Origin of the sequence: Vibrio sp. 14N.309.X.WAT.E.F5 (genome assembly GCF_030397615.1) — a bacterium.
Classification (GTDB): Bacteria; Pseudomonadota; Gammaproteobacteria; order Enterobacterales; family Vibrionaceae; genus Vibrio; species Vibrio lentus.
Genome location: NZ_JAPNXR010000001.1, coordinates 191,234 through 209,015, shown reverse-complemented (window position 1 = coordinate 209,015; position 17,782 = coordinate 191,234). Strand labels below are relative to the sequence as shown.

17 protein-coding genes are annotated in these 17,782 nt (G+C 43.7%); 6 read left to right on the top strand and 11 right to left on the bottom strand.

From position 1 onward, the window contains the following. Window positions 1-85: 85 nt before the first annotated feature. A complete protein-coding gene (locus OW495_RS00905) occupies window positions 86-535 on the top strand; it encodes a TerB family tellurite resistance protein (protein WP_099166768.1) in 450 nt (149 codons plus the stop codon). Window positions 536-657: 122 nt separating this feature from the next. Here the strand turns inward: OW495_RS00905 and OW495_RS00900 are convergent, their stop codons facing one another. From OW495_RS00900 to OW495_RS00885, 4 genes are read right to left on the bottom strand one after another with little or no spacing between them, the layout of a single operon-like run. Beyond that, window positions 658-1,095, bottom strand: a complete 438-nt coding sequence (locus OW495_RS00900; RefSeq protein ID WP_099166767.1) for a hypothetical protein — start codon at window positions 1,093-1,095, stop codon at window positions 658-660. Continuing rightward, the gene (locus OW495_RS00895; RefSeq protein WP_099166766.1) at window positions 1,085-1,972 is read right to left on the bottom strand and encodes a winged helix-turn-helix domain-containing protein; all 888 of its coding nucleotides are present in this window, start codon (window positions 1,970-1,972) and stop codon (window positions 1,085-1,087) included. Before OW495_RS00895 ends, OW495_RS00900 begins: the two co-directional genes overlap by 11 nt. 49 nt (window positions 1,973-2,021) lie before the next feature. Further along, a complete protein-coding gene (locus OW495_RS00890) occupies window positions 2,022-2,702 on the bottom strand; it encodes a hypothetical protein (protein WP_065112282.1) in 681 nt (226 codons plus the stop codon). A gap of 16 nt (window positions 2,703-2,718) precedes the next feature. Then, window positions 2,719-3,075, bottom strand: a complete 357-nt coding sequence (locus OW495_RS00885; protein ID WP_026084105.1) for an antibiotic biosynthesis monooxygenase family protein — start codon at window positions 3,073-3,075, stop codon at window positions 2,719-2,721. A 194-nt stretch (window positions 3,076-3,269) separates the two neighbouring features. On the opposite strand from OW495_RS00885, the gene OW495_RS00880 reads away from it, so the two are divergent. Then, on the top strand, window positions 3,270-3,800 hold the full coding sequence (locus OW495_RS00880; protein WP_099166765.1) for a cytochrome b/b6 domain-containing protein: 531 nt from the start codon (window positions 3,270-3,272) through the stop codon (window positions 3,798-3,800). A 168-nt stretch (window positions 3,801-3,968) separates the two neighbouring features. On the opposite strand, the gene OW495_RS00875 is transcribed toward OW495_RS00880, so the two are convergent. Then, the gene (locus OW495_RS00875) at window positions 3,969-4,499 is read right to left on the bottom strand and encodes a 3'-5' exonuclease (RefSeq protein ID WP_017109700.1); all 531 of its coding nucleotides are present in this window, start codon (window positions 4,497-4,499) and stop codon (window positions 3,969-3,971) included. A gap of 87 nt (window positions 4,500-4,586) precedes the next feature. Continuing rightward, window positions 4,587-6,125, bottom strand: coding sequence for a sensor domain-containing diguanylate cyclase (locus OW495_RS00870; RefSeq protein WP_099166764.1), 1,539 nt, complete (start codon window positions 6,123-6,125; stop codon window positions 4,587-4,589). 348 nt (window positions 6,126-6,473) lie between these two features. Here OW495_RS00870 and OW495_RS00865 point away from each other — a divergent pair, with 348 nt between their 5' ends. The 3 genes from OW495_RS00865 to OW495_RS00855 all read left to right on the top strand — a co-directional run bounded on the left by OW495_RS00865 (window position 6,474) and on the right by OW495_RS00855 (window position 12,049). Further along, window positions 6,474-7,106 carry a DUF2760 domain-containing protein gene (locus tag OW495_RS00865; RefSeq protein ID WP_017108190.1) on the top strand — a complete coding sequence of 211 codons (633 nt, stop codon included), beginning with the start codon at window positions 6,474-6,476 and terminating at the stop codon, window positions 7,104-7,106. Beyond that, a complete protein-coding gene (locus OW495_RS00860; protein WP_289884421.1) occupies window positions 7,106-9,070 on the top strand; it encodes an Hsp70 family protein in 1,965 nt (654 codons plus the stop codon). Before OW495_RS00865 ends, OW495_RS00860 begins: the two co-directional genes overlap by 1 nt. Window positions 9,071-9,208: 138 nt before the next feature. Continuing rightward, window positions 9,209-12,049, top strand: coding sequence for an Hsp70 family protein (locus OW495_RS00855; RefSeq protein ID WP_102291634.1), 2,841 nt, complete (start codon window positions 9,209-9,211; stop codon window positions 12,047-12,049). A gap of 172 nt (window positions 12,050-12,221) precedes the next feature. On the opposite strand, the gene OW495_RS00850 is transcribed toward OW495_RS00855, so the two are convergent. Further along, window positions 12,222-12,437: a hypothetical protein gene (locus OW495_RS00850; RefSeq protein WP_099166761.1), complete on the bottom strand. Its 216-nt coding sequence runs from the start codon at window positions 12,435-12,437 to the stop codon at window positions 12,222-12,224. A 330-nt stretch (window positions 12,438-12,767) separates the two neighbouring features. Between OW495_RS00850 and OW495_RS00845 the strand changes: the two genes are divergently transcribed. Further along, window positions 12,768-13,763 (top strand): sensor domain-containing diguanylate cyclase, encoded by a 996-nt coding sequence (locus OW495_RS00845; RefSeq protein WP_289884417.1) that lies wholly within the window; start codon window positions 12,768-12,770, stop codon window positions 13,761-13,763. A gap of 54 nt (window positions 13,764-13,817) precedes the next feature. On the opposite strand, the gene OW495_RS00840 is transcribed toward OW495_RS00845, so the two are convergent. The 4 genes from OW495_RS00840 to OW495_RS00825 form a co-directional block, all read right to left on the bottom strand. Beyond that, window positions 13,818-14,291: a DUF2947 domain-containing protein gene (locus OW495_RS00840; protein WP_289884415.1), complete on the bottom strand. Its 474-nt coding sequence runs from the start codon at window positions 14,289-14,291 to the stop codon at window positions 13,818-13,820. Window positions 14,292-14,443: 152 nt separating this feature from the next. After that, window positions 14,444-15,031, bottom strand: a complete 588-nt coding sequence (rimJ, locus tag OW495_RS00835; RefSeq protein ID WP_065103735.1) for a ribosomal protein S5-alanine N-acetyltransferase — start codon at window positions 15,029-15,031, stop codon at window positions 14,444-14,446. Between the two features lie 18 nt (window positions 15,032-15,049). Further along, window positions 15,050-16,594, bottom strand: a complete 1,545-nt coding sequence (gene tyrR, locus OW495_RS00830) for a transcriptional regulator TyrR (RefSeq protein ID WP_017108195.1) — start codon at window positions 16,592-16,594, stop codon at window positions 15,050-15,052. 123 nt (window positions 16,595-16,717) lie between these two features. Next, window positions 16,718-17,770 (bottom strand): TIGR01620 family protein, encoded by a 1,053-nt coding sequence (locus OW495_RS00825; RefSeq protein ID WP_289884411.1) that lies wholly within the window; start codon window positions 17,768-17,770, stop codon window positions 16,718-16,720. Window positions 17,771-17,782 lie beyond the last annotated feature (12 nt).

Genomic DNA, 17,782 nt, shown 5'->3' with positions numbered 1-17,782 from the left:
GTAATGTCAGTTTTAAGTAAAGACGCTTGCGATCACACTCTGTAGGCCCAATAGTAATAATATTCACCATAACTGGAATGCTCTTATGTTTAACTCACTTACCTCGTTATTTAAACAATTAGTTGAAGGCTCTGATTTAGGTAAAACACCCACCGCCTCACCTAACTTAGCTATCGCCAGCTTGTTATGCGAAGTGGCCGGTGCAGACCACGCGATCAACGAATCAGAACAAGAAGCCAAGCTTCACTTACTACAACGTTTGTTGAACATAACAGAAGAAGAATCCAAAGCCTTATTGGCGCAAGCTGAGCCTCAAGTTGAACAATCTGTTTCTCTGTACGATTTCACTTCTCAACTGCGAGAACTTTCGCAGCCAGTTCGCATAGACTTGATCAGAGCTATGTGGGAAGTCGCGCATGCCGATGGAGAGATTGACCCACTTGAAGATTCAGTAATTCGCAAAACAGCAGAACTGCTTTACGTTGACCACAAAGACTTCATCAAAAGTAAATTAAGCGTTCTGGGCGAAGATTAGACTCTCAATGGAATCAGCAGCGACGGCTCAATAAACCGTCGCTATTGGATTTGATGAGCCAGAATCAAATTGATTTAAGCTGAACTATTATCTACAAGCTTGCTTAAAGAACGGGATATGAATTAGCGAAGAGATCGCCCGTAGAGAATGCCTTTCAGTTCCAGAATTTTCCCATCTTTAGTTACGTAAGCACCGCGCTGATCTGAAACCATCACGCTACGCTTATTGCTGTGGTGCTGAATAAAAAGATTCTTCACGTTGAAGGCCTGCTGCCCGTGCGCCTGGTCTTGTTCAATCTGATAGAAATAGTAGTGATTGCCCCAGCGCAAGAAGACACCAAAAAACTGCTTGGTTTGCACGACTTGGCCGTCGATATCATAACCAACATAACGCATCTTTGAACGGCCATTCTTCAGATCCAGCGTCAGCACTTCATAACCGACGTTTTCATAGATTCCCTCAAACTGATAAGCCCCTCGGGTCATCACACCGGAAATGACACCAAACAGAAAAATAGCGGACAAGGTAACCACGATAGGTAACCAAAACTTACGCTTCATCAACCGTTCCTTCTGTTGCTTGGTTTATTCCCAGCCTATTAATTGGTTCGATCTCATAAAGCCCAATATGCGCATCATTGCAGTGTGTCAATTTAAAGCTTGAGCTGATGTCTTTCCAGCCACTTTGGTTCAATATCACCACCTGTATAGCGCCGCAATCAACCCCCATACGATGTAGGTATATCGCTTCGACTCCAGGTTCAGCAATCGATGTTAAATCTTCCACCAGCATCGAATCCAAGTTGACGCTGTCGTGGTATACCACAATCCCATTAATAGACGTTTTCTCCATAAAAAAGCCAAGGAAAGACAACACCACGACCAACAACGCGCTCACCGCAATACCAGCCGTTAACGGCACAACATAGAGTTTGTTTTTGCCATTAACTAGATTAAGTAATGAGGGACGCTTAGAAAAAGGCATCTCTATAACGTCGGAAACTTCGGTAGGATCTTTCACTACTTGTGGAGCGCTACTAATTTCTAGTCGCTCTGGGGCTCTATCGCTAGGGTTATTGATAAGATCAGTCACTTGAGCCTCACCTTTATCTGGTGAAATAAAGCAATATCCTTCTTTTTGGACCGTGACAACTTTGCATTCCGAACCGACTGCTTTAAGCGCGGTACGAACGTTTTTAATTGCGACGTTAAGAGAACTGCTTGTTACCACTCTACCCGGCCAACAATGCTTTAGGAGGAACTCTCGCCCTATGGTTTGTGAACAATTATCCATCAAGTGCTTTAAAATTAAACATTCTGATGGGGATAAGGTCACATGCTTATTTAAAGAAAGGTTAAGCAGCTGTCGATTTTCAATTTCAATAACCAAGCTATATTCTTGTATTTTATTATTATTCATAAGGTGAGTTAAATGCATTGAATAAACTCACCCTAGAATAACATGGAAATTTATTTTATTTCAAAAATCATAACGCGAGTTTAAAACCAAGTTCACTGATATTTACACTAGCAAACCCTAATTTAACGGCATTAAGTTCATTAGCAATTTCAAGTGCATGTTGTTCATCTCGTGCTAATACAGCAATCGAATAGATAGGTCTGATCATCGCCATTTGATTAGCTTGAGCTTCTGCAATCGCTTGGTTTTTTAAATAGGCCGAAGTAATAACGCCTTGAGCACTCCAGTCCACCACTTTTTGCAAATCAACGCTGATTACTTTGTCTGCAATTAATTGATCTTCCGGCTCTTTCCAAGATAACTCAATCGCATAATTTTTAAACGCAACTTCAGTATCTAACCACTTGCTTCCGATATCTCTCACCTCTGTTATTTCTGCTAACTCTTTAAATTGAAGAGGAAGATTACCAATAACACGTCGAACTTCTTCTTCGCTGTCTGCTTCCATTACAAATTTAATGATTGGAAATGCTTGATCGCCAATAAAGCTTTCAGAGATAAACATGTCGTGAATTAGCCCTGCATCAATCAGATTAGCAAACGCCTTTTTCTGAGTAGGCATGGCATCGAATACCGCTTGGGCGTCTTGTGTTTTCCATGCAACGGAAACGCCATAAGCCGCAGAATAACTGCTGACAGAGAACAAAAAGCTAAAAAGAACTAAAAACAATCGTGGTACATATTTCATTTAAACAAACTCTCAATTAGTGGCGAATAACTTCGTAAAGATTAGGATCGGCAGTCACACCCTTAATATCGAGTGCAGGCAGTTGTTTCCTCATCACAGAGATAGCGTCGATAAAATGCTTCTGGCTCTCCCAATTGGCGACGTTCACATACAGGTAGGTGGCATCAGCGCTTAGTGAACGGTGCAGCGTGGTAGAGATGTATCCCGGTTGTTCAATGAGTACGTCCCTAGCGCTTTCCCAATACGCTAACGTTTCAGCTTCTTTACTAGTTTCAACTGAGAAGGTGTTAATAAGTACAACGGGCTGGGCTAAAACTAAGGGGCTCACACTCAACAAACTCAACGCAATGGCTCGTTTAATCAAACTCTTGATGTTCTTCATGTCGTTCTCCGTGGGTTAGATTCGACTACGCTAACAGAGATAAAACCGCCATCAAGAGCAATACGAACGATTTAATATTAATTAAATCGATACGTTATTATTAATATTAAACATTCGGTGAACATATTAATAACACACGCCAGATAAATATAATAAATCGAACAACACTAATAATGGAATATCGTATGAACCAAGAAATAATACAAAATAGAATAAACAAACACGAAAATAACAAAGTCGATTCATTACATTGGGCAATGTTGTGTGCTGTTATGATGACCTTAACGCTTGGGTTTATATCGAGCCGATTACTCCCCTTCCCAGATAAATACCCAACAATATTAATACATCAGATTTTTGGGTCTGTTGTTCTGGTGTTGATCAACATACTGATTGCAAGAATGCTCGCTAAACCGAAAAGAGGTGAACGTCGATTTACTATTCCAAAAATAGTGCAACTTATTCAGGCGGTAACACTGACCTTTATTGCGGTATCGGGTTTAAGTATTGCATTGATTGATACACCGATATTCAGTGTTTATTCATGGGTATTTAGTGAAGGGGCAACAAAAAGAGAGATGGTTAGCCTATTGTTTTTTATTCATGCGACTGCAATTAAGGTGTTCATGTCGTTGATAACGTTACATGTGCTAGGCGCGATAAAGCATCACTTTTTCGATAAGGGTGATAAGTTAAAAAACATGCTTGGTAAATAGTTAGGGTGAATTAGGCACTAGGTTAAATAAGGAAACAGGCTGAAAGTCTTTCCTTGAATAACAAAAAAGCCACCTAGTTTTTCATATAGATACTCAGATCATATAGAGACTTAGAAGGTGGCTTTTTGTTGTCTGTTGTTCTTTTCAGAGACCGAGCGCTTTTAAAGACTAAAGCATCGTCAATGTCAGTTTCGCGAGGTTATAAGCATCGACATAACCAGAGTGCTGACGACCTTCCCACTCAATGTTCTTAGCTTCTTGAGCGGCGCGATGTCCGATGCGTTTCTCTTTAAGGCGGTTTTGAACACGATAAAGTGTCGCGATATTCAAGAACTCGCTAAACGGCGGTTCGATGCCTTTCTCTATACATTCTTTGTGTAAGATAAGGTCATCACGCCCCCAAGCGGCATAGATTTTCTTTGGGCCACCGAAGTTCTTAATCATCGATTTAATCACCGATTCTAAAGGACGCCCCTGCTTTTCTATCTTGCGAGGTGTGATACCTGTTAGCTCCGCACAAAACAGAGAGACTTCGTCTTTTTCAGGCTTAACGTAATATTGCGCGCGCTTCACGATGGTTCCAGAGACAAGATCGATCTCAGCAAGACCCACTTCAATGATCTCTCCTGTTGTTCCTACACCATCTTTGCTCCAACAGCACATTTCTAAATCGAAACATACCACTCGATTGTGATTCATACGTCGCCCAATTCTTTCATCAAAAGTTTTTTGAAATTGTACATGAGCCCAATAAAGAACTCGACCCCAGTTGCACCAAGTGCTCATTTAGCCTGCAATTGTGACTCTATTTCGGCCATTTGACTTACTTTGGTAGAGCATGCTGTCCGCTTTTTGCATGATCTCTTCAGAGTCCTCACTGTCACGAATGGCTGCACCGATACTCAAAGTACAACTTAACTGTCGACCTTTGTGTTCGCAATGAGAGTGACTTACGGTGTTGATAATGCACTCTAAGTAACGATTCAGGGCTTCATGGTTTGAGATGCTAGAAATAATACAGAACTCATCACCACCTAAGCGGAACAGGTCGTCCCCTTCTTTCAGGTTCACCGAGATCAGCTTGATGACATGAATAAGCAAAGCATCACCCGCTGGGTGACCGAACTGGTCGTTAATACCTTTAAACTTGTCGATATCAAACCCAACGAGACTAAAGGGCTGGTTTCGCTCAATGGCTTTGTCTAGCTTCTTATTGAACGCGCGTCGGTTATAAATTTCCGTCAGGCTGTCGTGATCAGCTAAGAAGCGAAGTTCTTCAGTTCGCTTATTCAGCATTCGATACAAGCGATCTTTCTCTCTGATTTGCATGTTAACGATATACGCCAACAACAATGAGATGGTTGTACCGACCAATGCGATGCCTGTTAACACCAAATAACCATAAAAAGAGATGCATGAATCTATTTTGTAATCGACTTTCCAATCACGGTTAGTCAGTGCGATAGTCTTGGTTATGTGATGCCCAGAAACCGCGTCATAGCCATCAGTTTCGAACAAAATTGGCGAATCTTCCGCTTCGAATCCAGTATCGGTAACACGAACATAAACATCCATATCACCCACGGCAGACGCCAGCAGATTTTCAAAGTAATACGTGGTGCGAACCACACCAATCACAACACCGAGTAAATTGTCACTTTCGCCTTCAAACACAGGGTGATAAACCAACATGCCACTCTTTGGTGTCTCTTGATCTAAGCCATCTTGTATCAAACGAACCTTGTCTGAAATATTCGCTTCGCGTGTCTGTTTAATGTTTTCTAAGATAAGCTTAAATCGCTCGCGAGAAGAGTAAAAACCGAGAACTCTATCGTTCGCTGGGGTATTGGGATAGATATCGCTGGCGATAAAAGCTGGCTCGCCATCTAAGATGTAGCCATAGGTTTTTGCTTCATGCTTCGGGATGGTGAATAACTTATAGAATGGGTACTTTTCTTCCATTTTAGCCGTGTGTTCAGCAATCTCATCTACTGACACTTTTTGCATCCACTGCAAACCGATTAGACTCTTTGAATCGTTAATGGTTTGCTGAGCAAAACGGTCGAATTTATCCCAGTTCTCGGGATCATTGGAATAGAAAAAATTAGCGCCGGAACCTATATAAGCCACATCATTGCCGATAAACGCTTCCAAGCTCAGTGTCTGATGATTTGCGAAGCTATTCAAATTCATATTCAGTGCGCGGTTTTGGTTCAGCGCGACTAAGATAAAACACAACACAGTAATCAAAAAACTGACCGCAAATACGACCAATGGGAGAGTTCGTCTCTTCAACCCTGTTAATGGGTCGGTGGTGTGAGGCATATAGGTTCCAAATAGGCTCTAATGAGTTGAAAGTATATAACGGAAGAGAATCGTGCTCCATTTCTGTTTAGTCTTAAAACTGACATAAAACGGGCATAGTTTACCTCTCGCTTACATCAGAGAGCAATATTCAGACAAATCTCGGCTAAATTTCAAGCTAACACGCCAAAAACCCACTTAATCGAAAACATTAAATACCACTCTTAAGCCTTGAATATGCTAGTATCCACCCATATTTATAGCTTGAAAGTGACCGTTTCGGACTTGCGCCGATGAGTTTCTTTCCAACCTGTATATTCCTTTAAACCGACGAATATACCGTTAAATCAATTTTAAAGAGAAATCACTATGATCGTTGATTTGAACCTAATCCCACAGACGTTTGATATGCTTCACGCAGGCTTAACTGCATCAAGCGTTTTACTACTGTTAATTGCCGTTTCTCGTAAAACCAAAGTGGTTGAGAAAGTCGTAGAAAAACCAGTAGAGAAAATCGTTGAAGTTGAAAAGCAAGTTGAAAAAATTGTCGAAGTAGAGAAAGTTGTTGAAGTTGAAAAAGTGATCGAGAAAGTCGTTGAAGTTGAATCTAAGCTAGCAACAGCACCGACAGATTCTGCAATGCAACTTCTGTCTATCATGCAACAAGAAGCGCGTTTAATCGACTTCCTAAAAGAAGACCTGACTTCGTTCTCTGATGAAGAAGTTGGTGCAGCAGCACGTGTTATTCACACTGGCGGTAAAAAAGTACTAGCAGACTACGTAACGCTGTCTCACATCCGCACAGAAGATGAAGAAACGCGCATCACAGTTGTTGAAGGCTTCAACCCACAAGAAATTCGCCTAACAGGCAATGTAACGGGCAATGCACCGTTCAATGGCACATTGGTTCACAAAGGTTGGAAAGCAACTGACATGAACCTGCCTAAGCTTGCTGAGAACTACGATGCATCTGTGATTGCCCCGGCAGAGGTGGAGCTATAATGGAACACCAAAGTCATTCAGCTCAAGAGCTATCTTCTCAAGACCGAGAGCATTCACAAGAACATCAGGCGCCTAAGTTCAGTGTTGGTATCGATTTAGGTACCACACACTGCGTTTTGTCTTACATCGACACAACCAATGAAGATGCTCGTGTAGAGGTGATGCAAATCCCTCAGCTAACGGCACCTGGTACAGTAGAAACTCGCAGCCAACTTGGCTCGTTCCTATACCAGCCGCACGAACATGAAATGAATGCGGGTTCTCGCGTTCTGCCTTGGTCTTCTGAGCCTAAAGCACTGGTTGGTGCTATTGCGCGTAACCTTGGTTCTAAAACCCCTATCCGCTTGGTCGCAAGTGCTAAATCTTGGCTATGCCACGGTGGTGTGAACCGTCGTGATGCGTTCCTTCCTGCAGGTAGCCCTGAAGAAGTTGAAAAAGTATCTCCGCTTAAGACAACTGAGTTGTACCTAGAGCATCTTAAAGATGCTTGGAACCACGCTAACCCAGAACACAAACTGGCAGACCAAGATGTAACGATCACCGTTCCAGCTTCGTTTGATCCTGCAGCTCGTGACCTAACAGCTGAAGCTGCGCGTAATGTTGGTTTCACTCACCTGACACTTCTTGAGGAGCCACAAGCGGCTCTTTACAGCTGGATTGATAACAGCAACGACACATGGCGTGATGAAGTGAACGTTGGCGACATCGTTCTTGTTGTTGATATCGGTGGTGGTACGACTGACCTTTCGTTGGTTGAAGTAACACAAGATGAAGGCAACCTAAGTCTGAACCGTATCGCAGTAGGTGAACACATCCTACTTGGCGGCGACAACATGGACTTAGCGTTAGCTTACCGTCTGAAAATGAAACTGGCTCAAGAAGGCAAAGAACTGGCTCCTTGGCAGGTTCAAGCGATGACTCATGCGTGTCGTGATGCGAAAGAAGCATTGCTTAATGATGCTGAGCTTCAATCTGTGCCGATCGTTGTTCCAAGCCGTGGCTCTAAGCTACTTGGCGCAACACTGAAAACAGAACTGACTCAGCAAGAAGTACAACAAACATTGGTTGATGGCTTCTTCCCACAAGTCGCTGTAACGGATCACCCGGTACAGAAAACTCGTGGTGCACTGACTCAAATGGGTCTGCCTTACGCTCAAGACGCAGGTATTACTCGTCACATTGCCGCATTCCTTTCTAAGCAAGCCAATGCGCTTTCTGGAAATAGTGAAGCCGCTCAACAAGATTTCAACCCATTTGCAAACATGCCGGGTATGCCAGGTGCGGAAGCGCCAGCAGCAGACTTCATCAAACCAACAGCGGTACTGTTCAATGGTGGTGTTCTAAAATCTAACCTACTTGCTGATCGTCTTTCAGACACGATCAATGAATGGCTAATTAATGCAGACGTAGAATTCGCTAAACAGCTTTCGGGCTTAGACTTAGACCTAGCGGTTGCAAGTGGCGCTTCTTACTACGGCGCAGTACGTCGTGGCCAAGGCGTTCGTATCCGCGGTGGTATTGCTTCTTCTTACTACGTAGGAATTGAAAGCGCGATGCCAGCTATCCCAGGTATGGCTCCTCCGATGGAAGCTTTGTGTGTTGCACCATTTGGTATGGAAGAAGGCTCAAGCGTTCAAGTTCCTAGCCAAGAGTTCGGTCTAGTGATTGGTCAGCCAGTACACTTCCAATTCTTCGGTTCAACAACACGTCGTGAAGACCAAGCAGGTACGCACCTTGATCACTGGGCTCCAGAAGATCTTGATGAGCTTCCTGAAATCCAAGTGACACTGCCTGTTTCTGAAGGTCGTCGCGAAGGTGAAGTGGTTCCGGTGACTTTAGCGTCTCGTGTTACTGAATTAGGCACGTTATACCTAGAAGCGATTGCCACTGACAATGGTCAGAAATGGCACGTTGAGTTCGACGTTCGTGAAGATACGAATAGCGACTCAAACGAACAAGCATAATGAATCAACGGCACCTTAACGGGTGCCGTTACTTTATCAATGCGATTCCCTAGCCCTGTATTAAAAGCATTCCAAAGACAATAATAAGACCAAGACTATCCATTAACTGGTCATCACTTTGGCAGAATAAGGTTTTGTATGGCATCTCCTCGTTTTTTAGTCGGCATTGACTTAGGCACAACCAACACTGTGGTTGCCTACTGTGAAATCAACGACGACCTACAACATGCTCCCGTTTCTCTTTTCGATATTGACCAACTCATCGGTCCCGGTGAAGTGGTTCGTAAACCGCTGCTTCCTTCATTTCGTTACCATCCAGCACAAGGCCAGATCTCTCCTTCCGATCTCACTATGCCTTGGGAACCGAGCTTGGTTAAAGGAGATATTCAAAACGTCATCGTCGGTGAATGGGCGCGCGAACTGGGCGCAAAAGTTGAAGGCCGCCAAGTATCCAGTGCTAAGAGCTGGCTATCTCACCAAGCGGTTGATCGTAACTCCGATATTCTGCCTTGGGCAGGCGCAACTGACGTCGATAAGGTGTCCCCTGTTGTCGCAAGCGCAAGCTACCTGAACCACATCCACCAAGCATGGAACTACCGTAACCCAAGCAACAAGCTTGAAGACCAAGATGTTGTAGTCACCGTTCCTGCTTCATTCGATGAGACAGCACGCAAGCTGACACTCGAAGCGGCAGAACTGGCGGGCTTGGGTAAGATTCTGTTACTCGAAGAACCTCAAGCCGTTTGTTATGACTGGTATGCACGTCACCAAAAAACCGCTGCTGATGAACTTCAACAGATCCCGCTGATTCTAGTGTGTGATGTTGGGGGCGGTACCACCGATTTAAGTTTGATCGAAGCAAGCTTCAACTCAAACAATGGGGATGACCAAGAACTCGCACTCGACCGTATCGGCGTTGGCGAACACTTGATGCTCGGGGGTGATAACCTCGATTTAGCCCTTGCTCACCTTGCAGAGCAACGCTTCAATCAAAACAAAAAGCTGAATGCGTCTAGCCTAACCAAGCTTATTCAGCAGACTCGCGCCGCAAAAGAGAGCCTGCTTTCTGCTAATGCGCCAGACGATGTGAAGATCACCATGCTGGGCAGCGGTTCAAAACTGCTTGGCGGTACGAAGAGTATTGGTTTAACCAAACAAGAAGTTCATCAGATTGCACTGGAAGGTTTCTTCCCACTTTCTGAGTTCACTGAAGTACCTGACAAACGCCGCAGCGCGGTGGTTGAGTTCGGCCTACCCTACGCAGCAGATCCTGCGGTAAGTAAGCACGTTGCCGAATTCCTAGCGACACACCAGCAAGTATCAAAAGCGGCACTAGAGAAATCTGGCGCAGTCGAATTTGATGAGACAAAGCCAGCGATACCCGTCGGTGTGCTACTCAACGGCGGTGTATTTAACAGTGAGCTTGTCACTGAACGTATTACTCAGTTACTTGGCAATTGGAACGGTGCACCAATCACCGTCTTAGATAACCCTCACCCTGACTGGTCTGTAGCCCTTGGCGCGGTTGCCTTTGGTAAAGCACGCCGTGGTGCACAGCTGAAAATCGGTGGCGGTGCTGCCCGTTCTTACTTCTTGCATTTACAAGAGAAGAACAAAATGGGTAAAGCGCTTTGTCTGCTTGCTAAAGGGACTGAAGAAGGCCAAGAGATACGTTTAAACAGCCGTCGTTTCTCACTGACTTTGGGTGAGCCGGTACGTTTCAATCTACTGACTTCAACACACGATCAAATTGCTCATGACACTGCCATTCAAAACGGCGTGATGGTCAATGTCGACGCTGACTTGTTCTCCCCTCTTCCACCGTATATTTCAACGCTTGAAGGGTCAGGCACTGCAGAGCTTCAAGCCAACCAAAAAGAGCGCGTTGAAGTATTGCTCGCTTGTCAATTAACCGAAGTCGGCACATTGAAAATGGAGTGTGTGAGTACGGAAGATGACACTAAGCGTTGGTTACTTGAGTTCGAAGTCAGAAACAAGCAAGGCGATGAATCCGATAACTCTAAACTTCATCCAAGATTGGACGAATGTAAGGAGTTGATTTCTCGCCTGTATAGCGGCAACAAGAAAAGTGCGGAATCTAAAGAGATCAAAACGCTGGCCAAAGATCTTGAGAAACGACTTGGTAAGCGCGAAGAGTGGGACTTTACTACTCTCCGGCACCTGTTTGATTCGTTCTCATTAGGTCGTAAACGACGTCGTCGCTCTGAAGCACACGAGAAAAACTGGCTGCGTTTAGCGGGTTACTCTATGCGACCTGGCTTTGGTGATCCAACCGACTCATGGCGTATTGAACAAATTTGGGGGCTATACCAACAAAACATCCAATTCCAGAACCATCAAGGTTGGACAGATTGGTGGGTATTCTGGCGCCGTGTTGCGGGTGGCCTGAATCAAGAGCAGCAAGAAACCATCTTGGCTGATATCGCGAAGTACCTTCACCCAGGTGCAATGAAGAACCCTAAAACGGCTAAAGATGCACAAGACAATGGTTATGAAGCCATGGTGAGATTGGCAGCATCACTTGAGCAACTTGAAGTGGAAGACAAGGTTCTATTAGCGACTTGGTTCTTAAGCAAAGCGATTAACCATAATCAGTTCGAACAGGCTCACTGGTGGGCTCTGGGTCGCTTAGCGTCTCGCACACCGTTATACGGAAGCCAACATAGCGTCATTCCAAGAGAGCAAGCAGAACAGTGGTTACCAAAGCTGCTTGACCAGAATTGGCAGAAAGAGCAGATGATTGCCTTCGCGGCTGTGATGATTTGTCGTAAGACGGGTGACCGACAGTTCGATATCTCTGATGACTACCGTGCTCAAGTTCTTGAAAAGTTAAAGCAAAGTAAGGTGCCAGAGTCTTGGCTAACGCTAGTAAGTGAAGTCACTGAGCTTTCTGAGAGCGAGTCTAAGCGCGTGTTTGGTGATGCATTGCCAAGCGGCTTAAGCCTGATCAATAGCTAGCATTCAAAACGATTAGCTTTCGTTGTTAATGAGTAAAGAAGCTAACAAGAAAAGAAAAAGCCACTTTCGGTTCGTTGAAAGTGGCTTTTTTATTGGTGGCTTAAGGCTGGTATGTTTAATCGACTTATAGCTTTTTGGTTAAGAGCCTTAGCCGTGTTGCAGTTAATCATTATTAATGTTTCGTTCCGGTTGGGTTAATAGGAAATTCGGTGTTTTCATAGATGTCTGATAACTTTTTCGGTTTCTTCTCTTTCTCTCCATTCTTAGGTTGATTATGAGTTTCGCTTAAAAGCCATTGCTCATGCATTTTTGCCGAATCCAGAAAATCCGGATCCTCCATTGCTTCCTTGCGAAGTTTATTTACACGTTCGAGAGTATCCCAAATCATAATACTTCACCTCCACTAAGGCTACACTTCCCAATATAGAGCTCCCCCCTATTGATTCAATATTTTCCGGTTAAACCATAACGAATTTGTGATTTACATATCGAAAACAGCTTTATAATTGAATTATTCAAACAGATAAACCACTTATTTTTATTAAAAAATAAATATGGTCATGATGATTTTTTGAATGCTTTTATAAATGCACCACCTAGGGGTTACAGCTTTGTCTTATTAAAAATACAAATAGAAGGAAATGCATTATTTCAGATTGCAAAGGTGAAATTTTGACATTAGAGTCAACAGTATGACATTCCAAAAAGGTGATCATTTATGCCATTTACCAATATATATCAATCCAGCTCTAAATATGCCATCAATGATCTAGTTAAAGAAATGGACCTCTCTTTATGGAAAAGTATGCTCAACAACATAGCAGAAGTGCTTAATGCGCCGGCTGTAGGGCTTATTCTTACGTCAAAAGTTGGATTCCAAAACATTGCTATGTCTTCATCACCAGGCGTAAAAGCAAACCCCGGAAAAATCATCCCTAGAGACATCAATTTGTACTGTAAGAAAGTGATGGAAACCAAGGCCATGCTTTATGTACAAAATGCTTCCGGTAAAGAGGAGTGGAGCGACAACCCAGAACTGACGCAAATGGGTTACGTTTCTTATCTTGGCTTACCTATCTTCCAATCAGACGGCAGAATGTTTGCGACACTTTGTGCCCTAGACACTAAAGAGACCTCTTATAAACCGATACAGATAAATTTAATGGAGAGTATTCGTGCTCTATTAGAGAGAGAGGTTCACATTGCTGAGCGAGTACGAAAATTAAAATACACTTCTAATCATGACGAGTTAACTCAGGTTTTTAATAGGCGAGCCATATTAAGTGAATCCCCTAAATTCATCGATAGTGCCATAGATAGTGGAGTTAGCATTGGAGCTGTCTATTTTGATATAGATGGTCTTAAGCATGTCAATGACAACTTCGGACATAATATTGGCGACCAATATATAAAGTCGCTCTCTCATTCACTTCAGTACAACACCCGCAAGGAAGATATTTGTGGAAGGCTTGGAGGAGATGAATTTATCTTATTATGTAGAGACGTCACAGAAAACTCCTTAAATAAGATTCTAAGCCGAATACAAACAGACTTTAACAAACACTCTCAAAAGCTAGGTATAGATTGCCATGCTACCTTTAGTCATGGTTCACTCATTTACTCATCAAATATTCCAGCTACCGAAGAGTTAATACGACTAGCAGACACGCAGATGTATGAAAACAAAATGAGTAAACGTTATGCCCAGCTCTAATAAAAAAGCGAGCACTAGGCTCGCTTTTATACAGCTATACATACGTTCTGAAGCTTAAGCCCGGTTACCAATTTTAACGGTGCCGTTTGTTGCAAACCAAAGAGCTTCTGAACGACGGCGACCTAGCAAAATTGGGCCATCATCGTAGAACAAAAAGTTCTTCCAGTGTTTCTTAAAAACCGACCACTTAGTTTCGAGAATGTTGTATTTTTCATAACAAAAATAAACAGTTACGTCATCTTGCCAATCAATAAAGTTAAGGATCTCTTCTGGCATTTCTGGCTCATCGGCTTCCCAATTTTCCATCCAACTGATCTCTTCGTTCCAGTTGGATGCCTTGTTTGGCCAGTCTTGCGAACTTAGTCTTTCAGCGTCCGGGCTTTGTGGGCTTACGTTCTCTTTCCAAAACTGAGACGCCCTTGCCTGTGTCATTGGTTTAATCTTTTCCAAGTCCTCTGCCGGTAATGGCATCGACTGGTGAGTAAAAATCCATTTTCTTTGGTATTCGTCCAAAGTTGTATATGACATCAAAATTCCTCAAATTTCTTCTTAGGCTTATGGATTACCATGCCTATATGCTCTTTTTGATACAGTGACGGTTTCATTTTATCTATGTTCGTCACTGCCTCTAAATCTGTATTTACGTTTAATTGATACTTACGCCTAATGACTATTGGTATCTAAACAGCGCGCCTATCTTCCCAGTTCGGGTTAACTAATGCAGTCAGTATATGGTCTTCCCATTTACCGTTGATCTGCAAATAATCTTTGGCAAAGCCTTCACGAACAAAACCTAAATGTTCTAACACACCAGCGCTACGCTCATTATGAGGCATATAACCCGCCATCAAACGATGCATGTTCTGAACATCAAACATATAGTCCTTTGCCATGCTTAAGCCTCTGCGCATGTAACCGTGGCCTTGTGCACTTTCAGCAAGCGAATAACCGACATTACACGCATAGAAAGGGAATCGAGACAGATTACTGAATGAAATGGTGCCCAACATTTCGTTGGTGTCATCATTAACAAGCAAACAGTAATAACCTAGCCCCATTTTATGAAGTTCGTTTAGCTTAATCAGGCGCTGCGCCCAACCCGTTCTATCAAAAAACGCATCTTCACGAATTGGTTCCCAAGGCTTAAGGTACTCTCGGTTAGTTTGAAAGTAATCACTGATCATGTTCGCATCATCTATCTCAGCGGTACGTAGAATCAGGTTTCCATCGCGCTTATAAATGCGTTCTGGTGTGCTCAAATCTTCCATAATCATGTTCTTATTCGATCAGTTCTTTCTGATACCGTAATCGCGAAGTTTGTTCGCAATTGAGGTGTGAGAAACATTCAGACGTTTTGCTAACTTACGGCTCGATGGGAACGACTGATACAGCTTCTCTAGAATCTGCGACTCGTAGTCTTTCATGATCTCATCGAGTGAACCGTCTAAACTTAAGTTCGCCATTCCTGCCGTCATAGTTTCTAGTTGAGGCAAGTGGAACTGCTCAACCGTTAGTGTGTCTGAGTCCAACTCTGTTAGTGCACGAAGAACCATGTTGTCCAATTGACGAATGTTGCCCGGCCATTGGTAATTCCCTAACTGATCGATAAGTTCTACCGTCAGTTTTGGTTTTAACATGCCCAATTGCTGTGCGTATTTTGCGACAAAGAGTTCCAACAAAGGCGCTACATCGTTTGAGCGTTCACGCAGTGCCGGAATAGACAGAGTCAAAACGTTTAAACGGTAGAACAAATCTTCACGAAATGAACCTGAGTCAGCTAATTCAGAAAGACGATGACGTGTTGACGCGATAATACGCACATCGGCGTGCATCTCTTCTTCTTCGCCTACACGTCGGAATGAACCATCTTGTAGGAAACGCAACAGTTTGATTTGTAGATGCGGGCTCATTTCGCCGATCTCATCTAAAAATACTGTGCCGCCATTCGCTTGTTCGAAAATGCCTTTATGACCTTGTTCATGATTGAATGAACCCGGAGCATGACCAAACAGCTCAGTTTCAGCCACGTCATCAGGCATTGATGCACAGCTTAGAATCAAGAATGGGAAAGACGCTCGGTTCGAACGGTTATGACACGCTTTAGCCAACATCTCTTTGCCCGTGCCTGTGTCCCCTTCAATAAGTAGAGGCTGATCCAGCATAGCCAATTTCTTAGCTTGGCTGATCAAGGCTTTATGGCGATTAGAGACACCAACAAAGTGTTCAAAACCTAGGTTGTTCTGTTCAGGGATTGAATCTGGCGAATTCATCTCTTGATTACAAGAACGAATCGTCATTACTGCGCTCGCCAGTACCGCTTCGTTAACGTCGCCGCCAAGATAAATCGGTAGTATCTCGATAGAGAAGTCCAAACCTTCTAACACCACGACTTCACGGTGACGCGTTACATCGCCTTCGATCCAACGAGCAAAGTTAAAGCTAGGCACAAACGTCGCTAACGGCTCACCGATGACTTCGTCTTCTTGCTTGCCGAATAGGTTCAATGCAGCGTGGTTCGCCATGTCGACTGAGCCTTTAAGGTCAATCGCAATCACGGGATCTGGCAGGTTAGCCAGCAGAGCAATCAGCTCGGTATTATGCCTTTCGCTCGGCATAAATTGGATTTTACGTACATCCTTCACACCTGAAATTCGGCGAATTTCAGCCATAAGTTCACTAAAAGCATCAAAATTAATATCAGGGCAGTTTAGGTAAATAATGCCTTTAACATCAATTTCGATTCCTCTTAAATCAATGCTTTTTGAGGCCAAGATATCGAGCAACTCACGCGTTAAGCCGAGTCTGTCTTCACACAATACTTCAAGACGCACAAATAGTCCTATTATAGGTGTCAGGATAAGTTGACAGTAGTGTGGATTAAGCTCTGAGTTCAGTCAAGAAGAAGAGTAAACATATGTTTACTCTTCTTCTCAAACTATTGAGCTTTCAATACTTTATTTGAGAGTGATACGCTTTATTTCAGAAAGGACAGCTTTGCGGAGGTCTGATAGTTTTACTTTTCGGTCATTGTGCCAAGGCATAGGTCGAAGCAATGACATCGCTTTCAGACCAAGTCGTGCAGTAAGAATACCAACACCAAGACCCTGCCCTGCTCGAGCTGAGACTTTACCCGCAAGATCCATCGAGACTAAGTCCATACTCGCATCAATCGCTAGCTCACTCGCCCCTGCCGCTGCCATGTTGATTAACACCAACTTGAACAACTTAATGCGAGACCAATAGCCAAGCTCAATACCATAGACGTCGGCAAGCTTGTCTATCATAGTGAAATTACGCCATGCCACCAGCAACATATCAGCAGCAGCCAACGGGCTCACAGCAACCAAGGCCGCGGATTCCGTCGAAAACTTAGTGACGATTTGAGTAGCGACCTTATCTTGCTGACTCACGACCAACGCATCGTACATATCCAACACTTCAGCATCGCTGTGCGCCGGATTAATGCTATTTCGCCACTTATCGTATGAAGGAGATTCAGCCACTATGCCGCCCTGCTTGGCAATGTTTTCACAGAACGCTTTGCCTTTACCAACACTCTGGCTTTGCAGTAACTCTTCACTCTGCTCTTGCACACTGAAATGGTCTTTCAGCGAACGCAACTTCCACAACTCTTTGCCTATTGCGCCTAAACCTAATGAAGCAATGGCAGCGATAAAGCCTGCCCAACCTAAAGCTAGCCAGTCAGCGGTTTGAATAGCAGTAATGACAGAGTCAATCGCCTGCCAGCCCACCAGACCGGAGAAAGCGACCAGTAAACCCGTTCCAAACCACTTTTTCTTTTTGCTCGGTCGAATCACTTGTTCCAATTGCAACTCAGCGTCACCATCAATGTCTATTTCCACTTGTGGCGCGACGGGTACAAACTTCTCTTGTTCCGTGAATAGCTGTTGGGCACCCAAGTCTGGACTAATTTCATTATTATCAGGCTCGTCGAACGAGGTCTTCAACGGTTCATCAAAGACCTGTTTTGTTTTCAATTCACTCATTTTGATTACCTC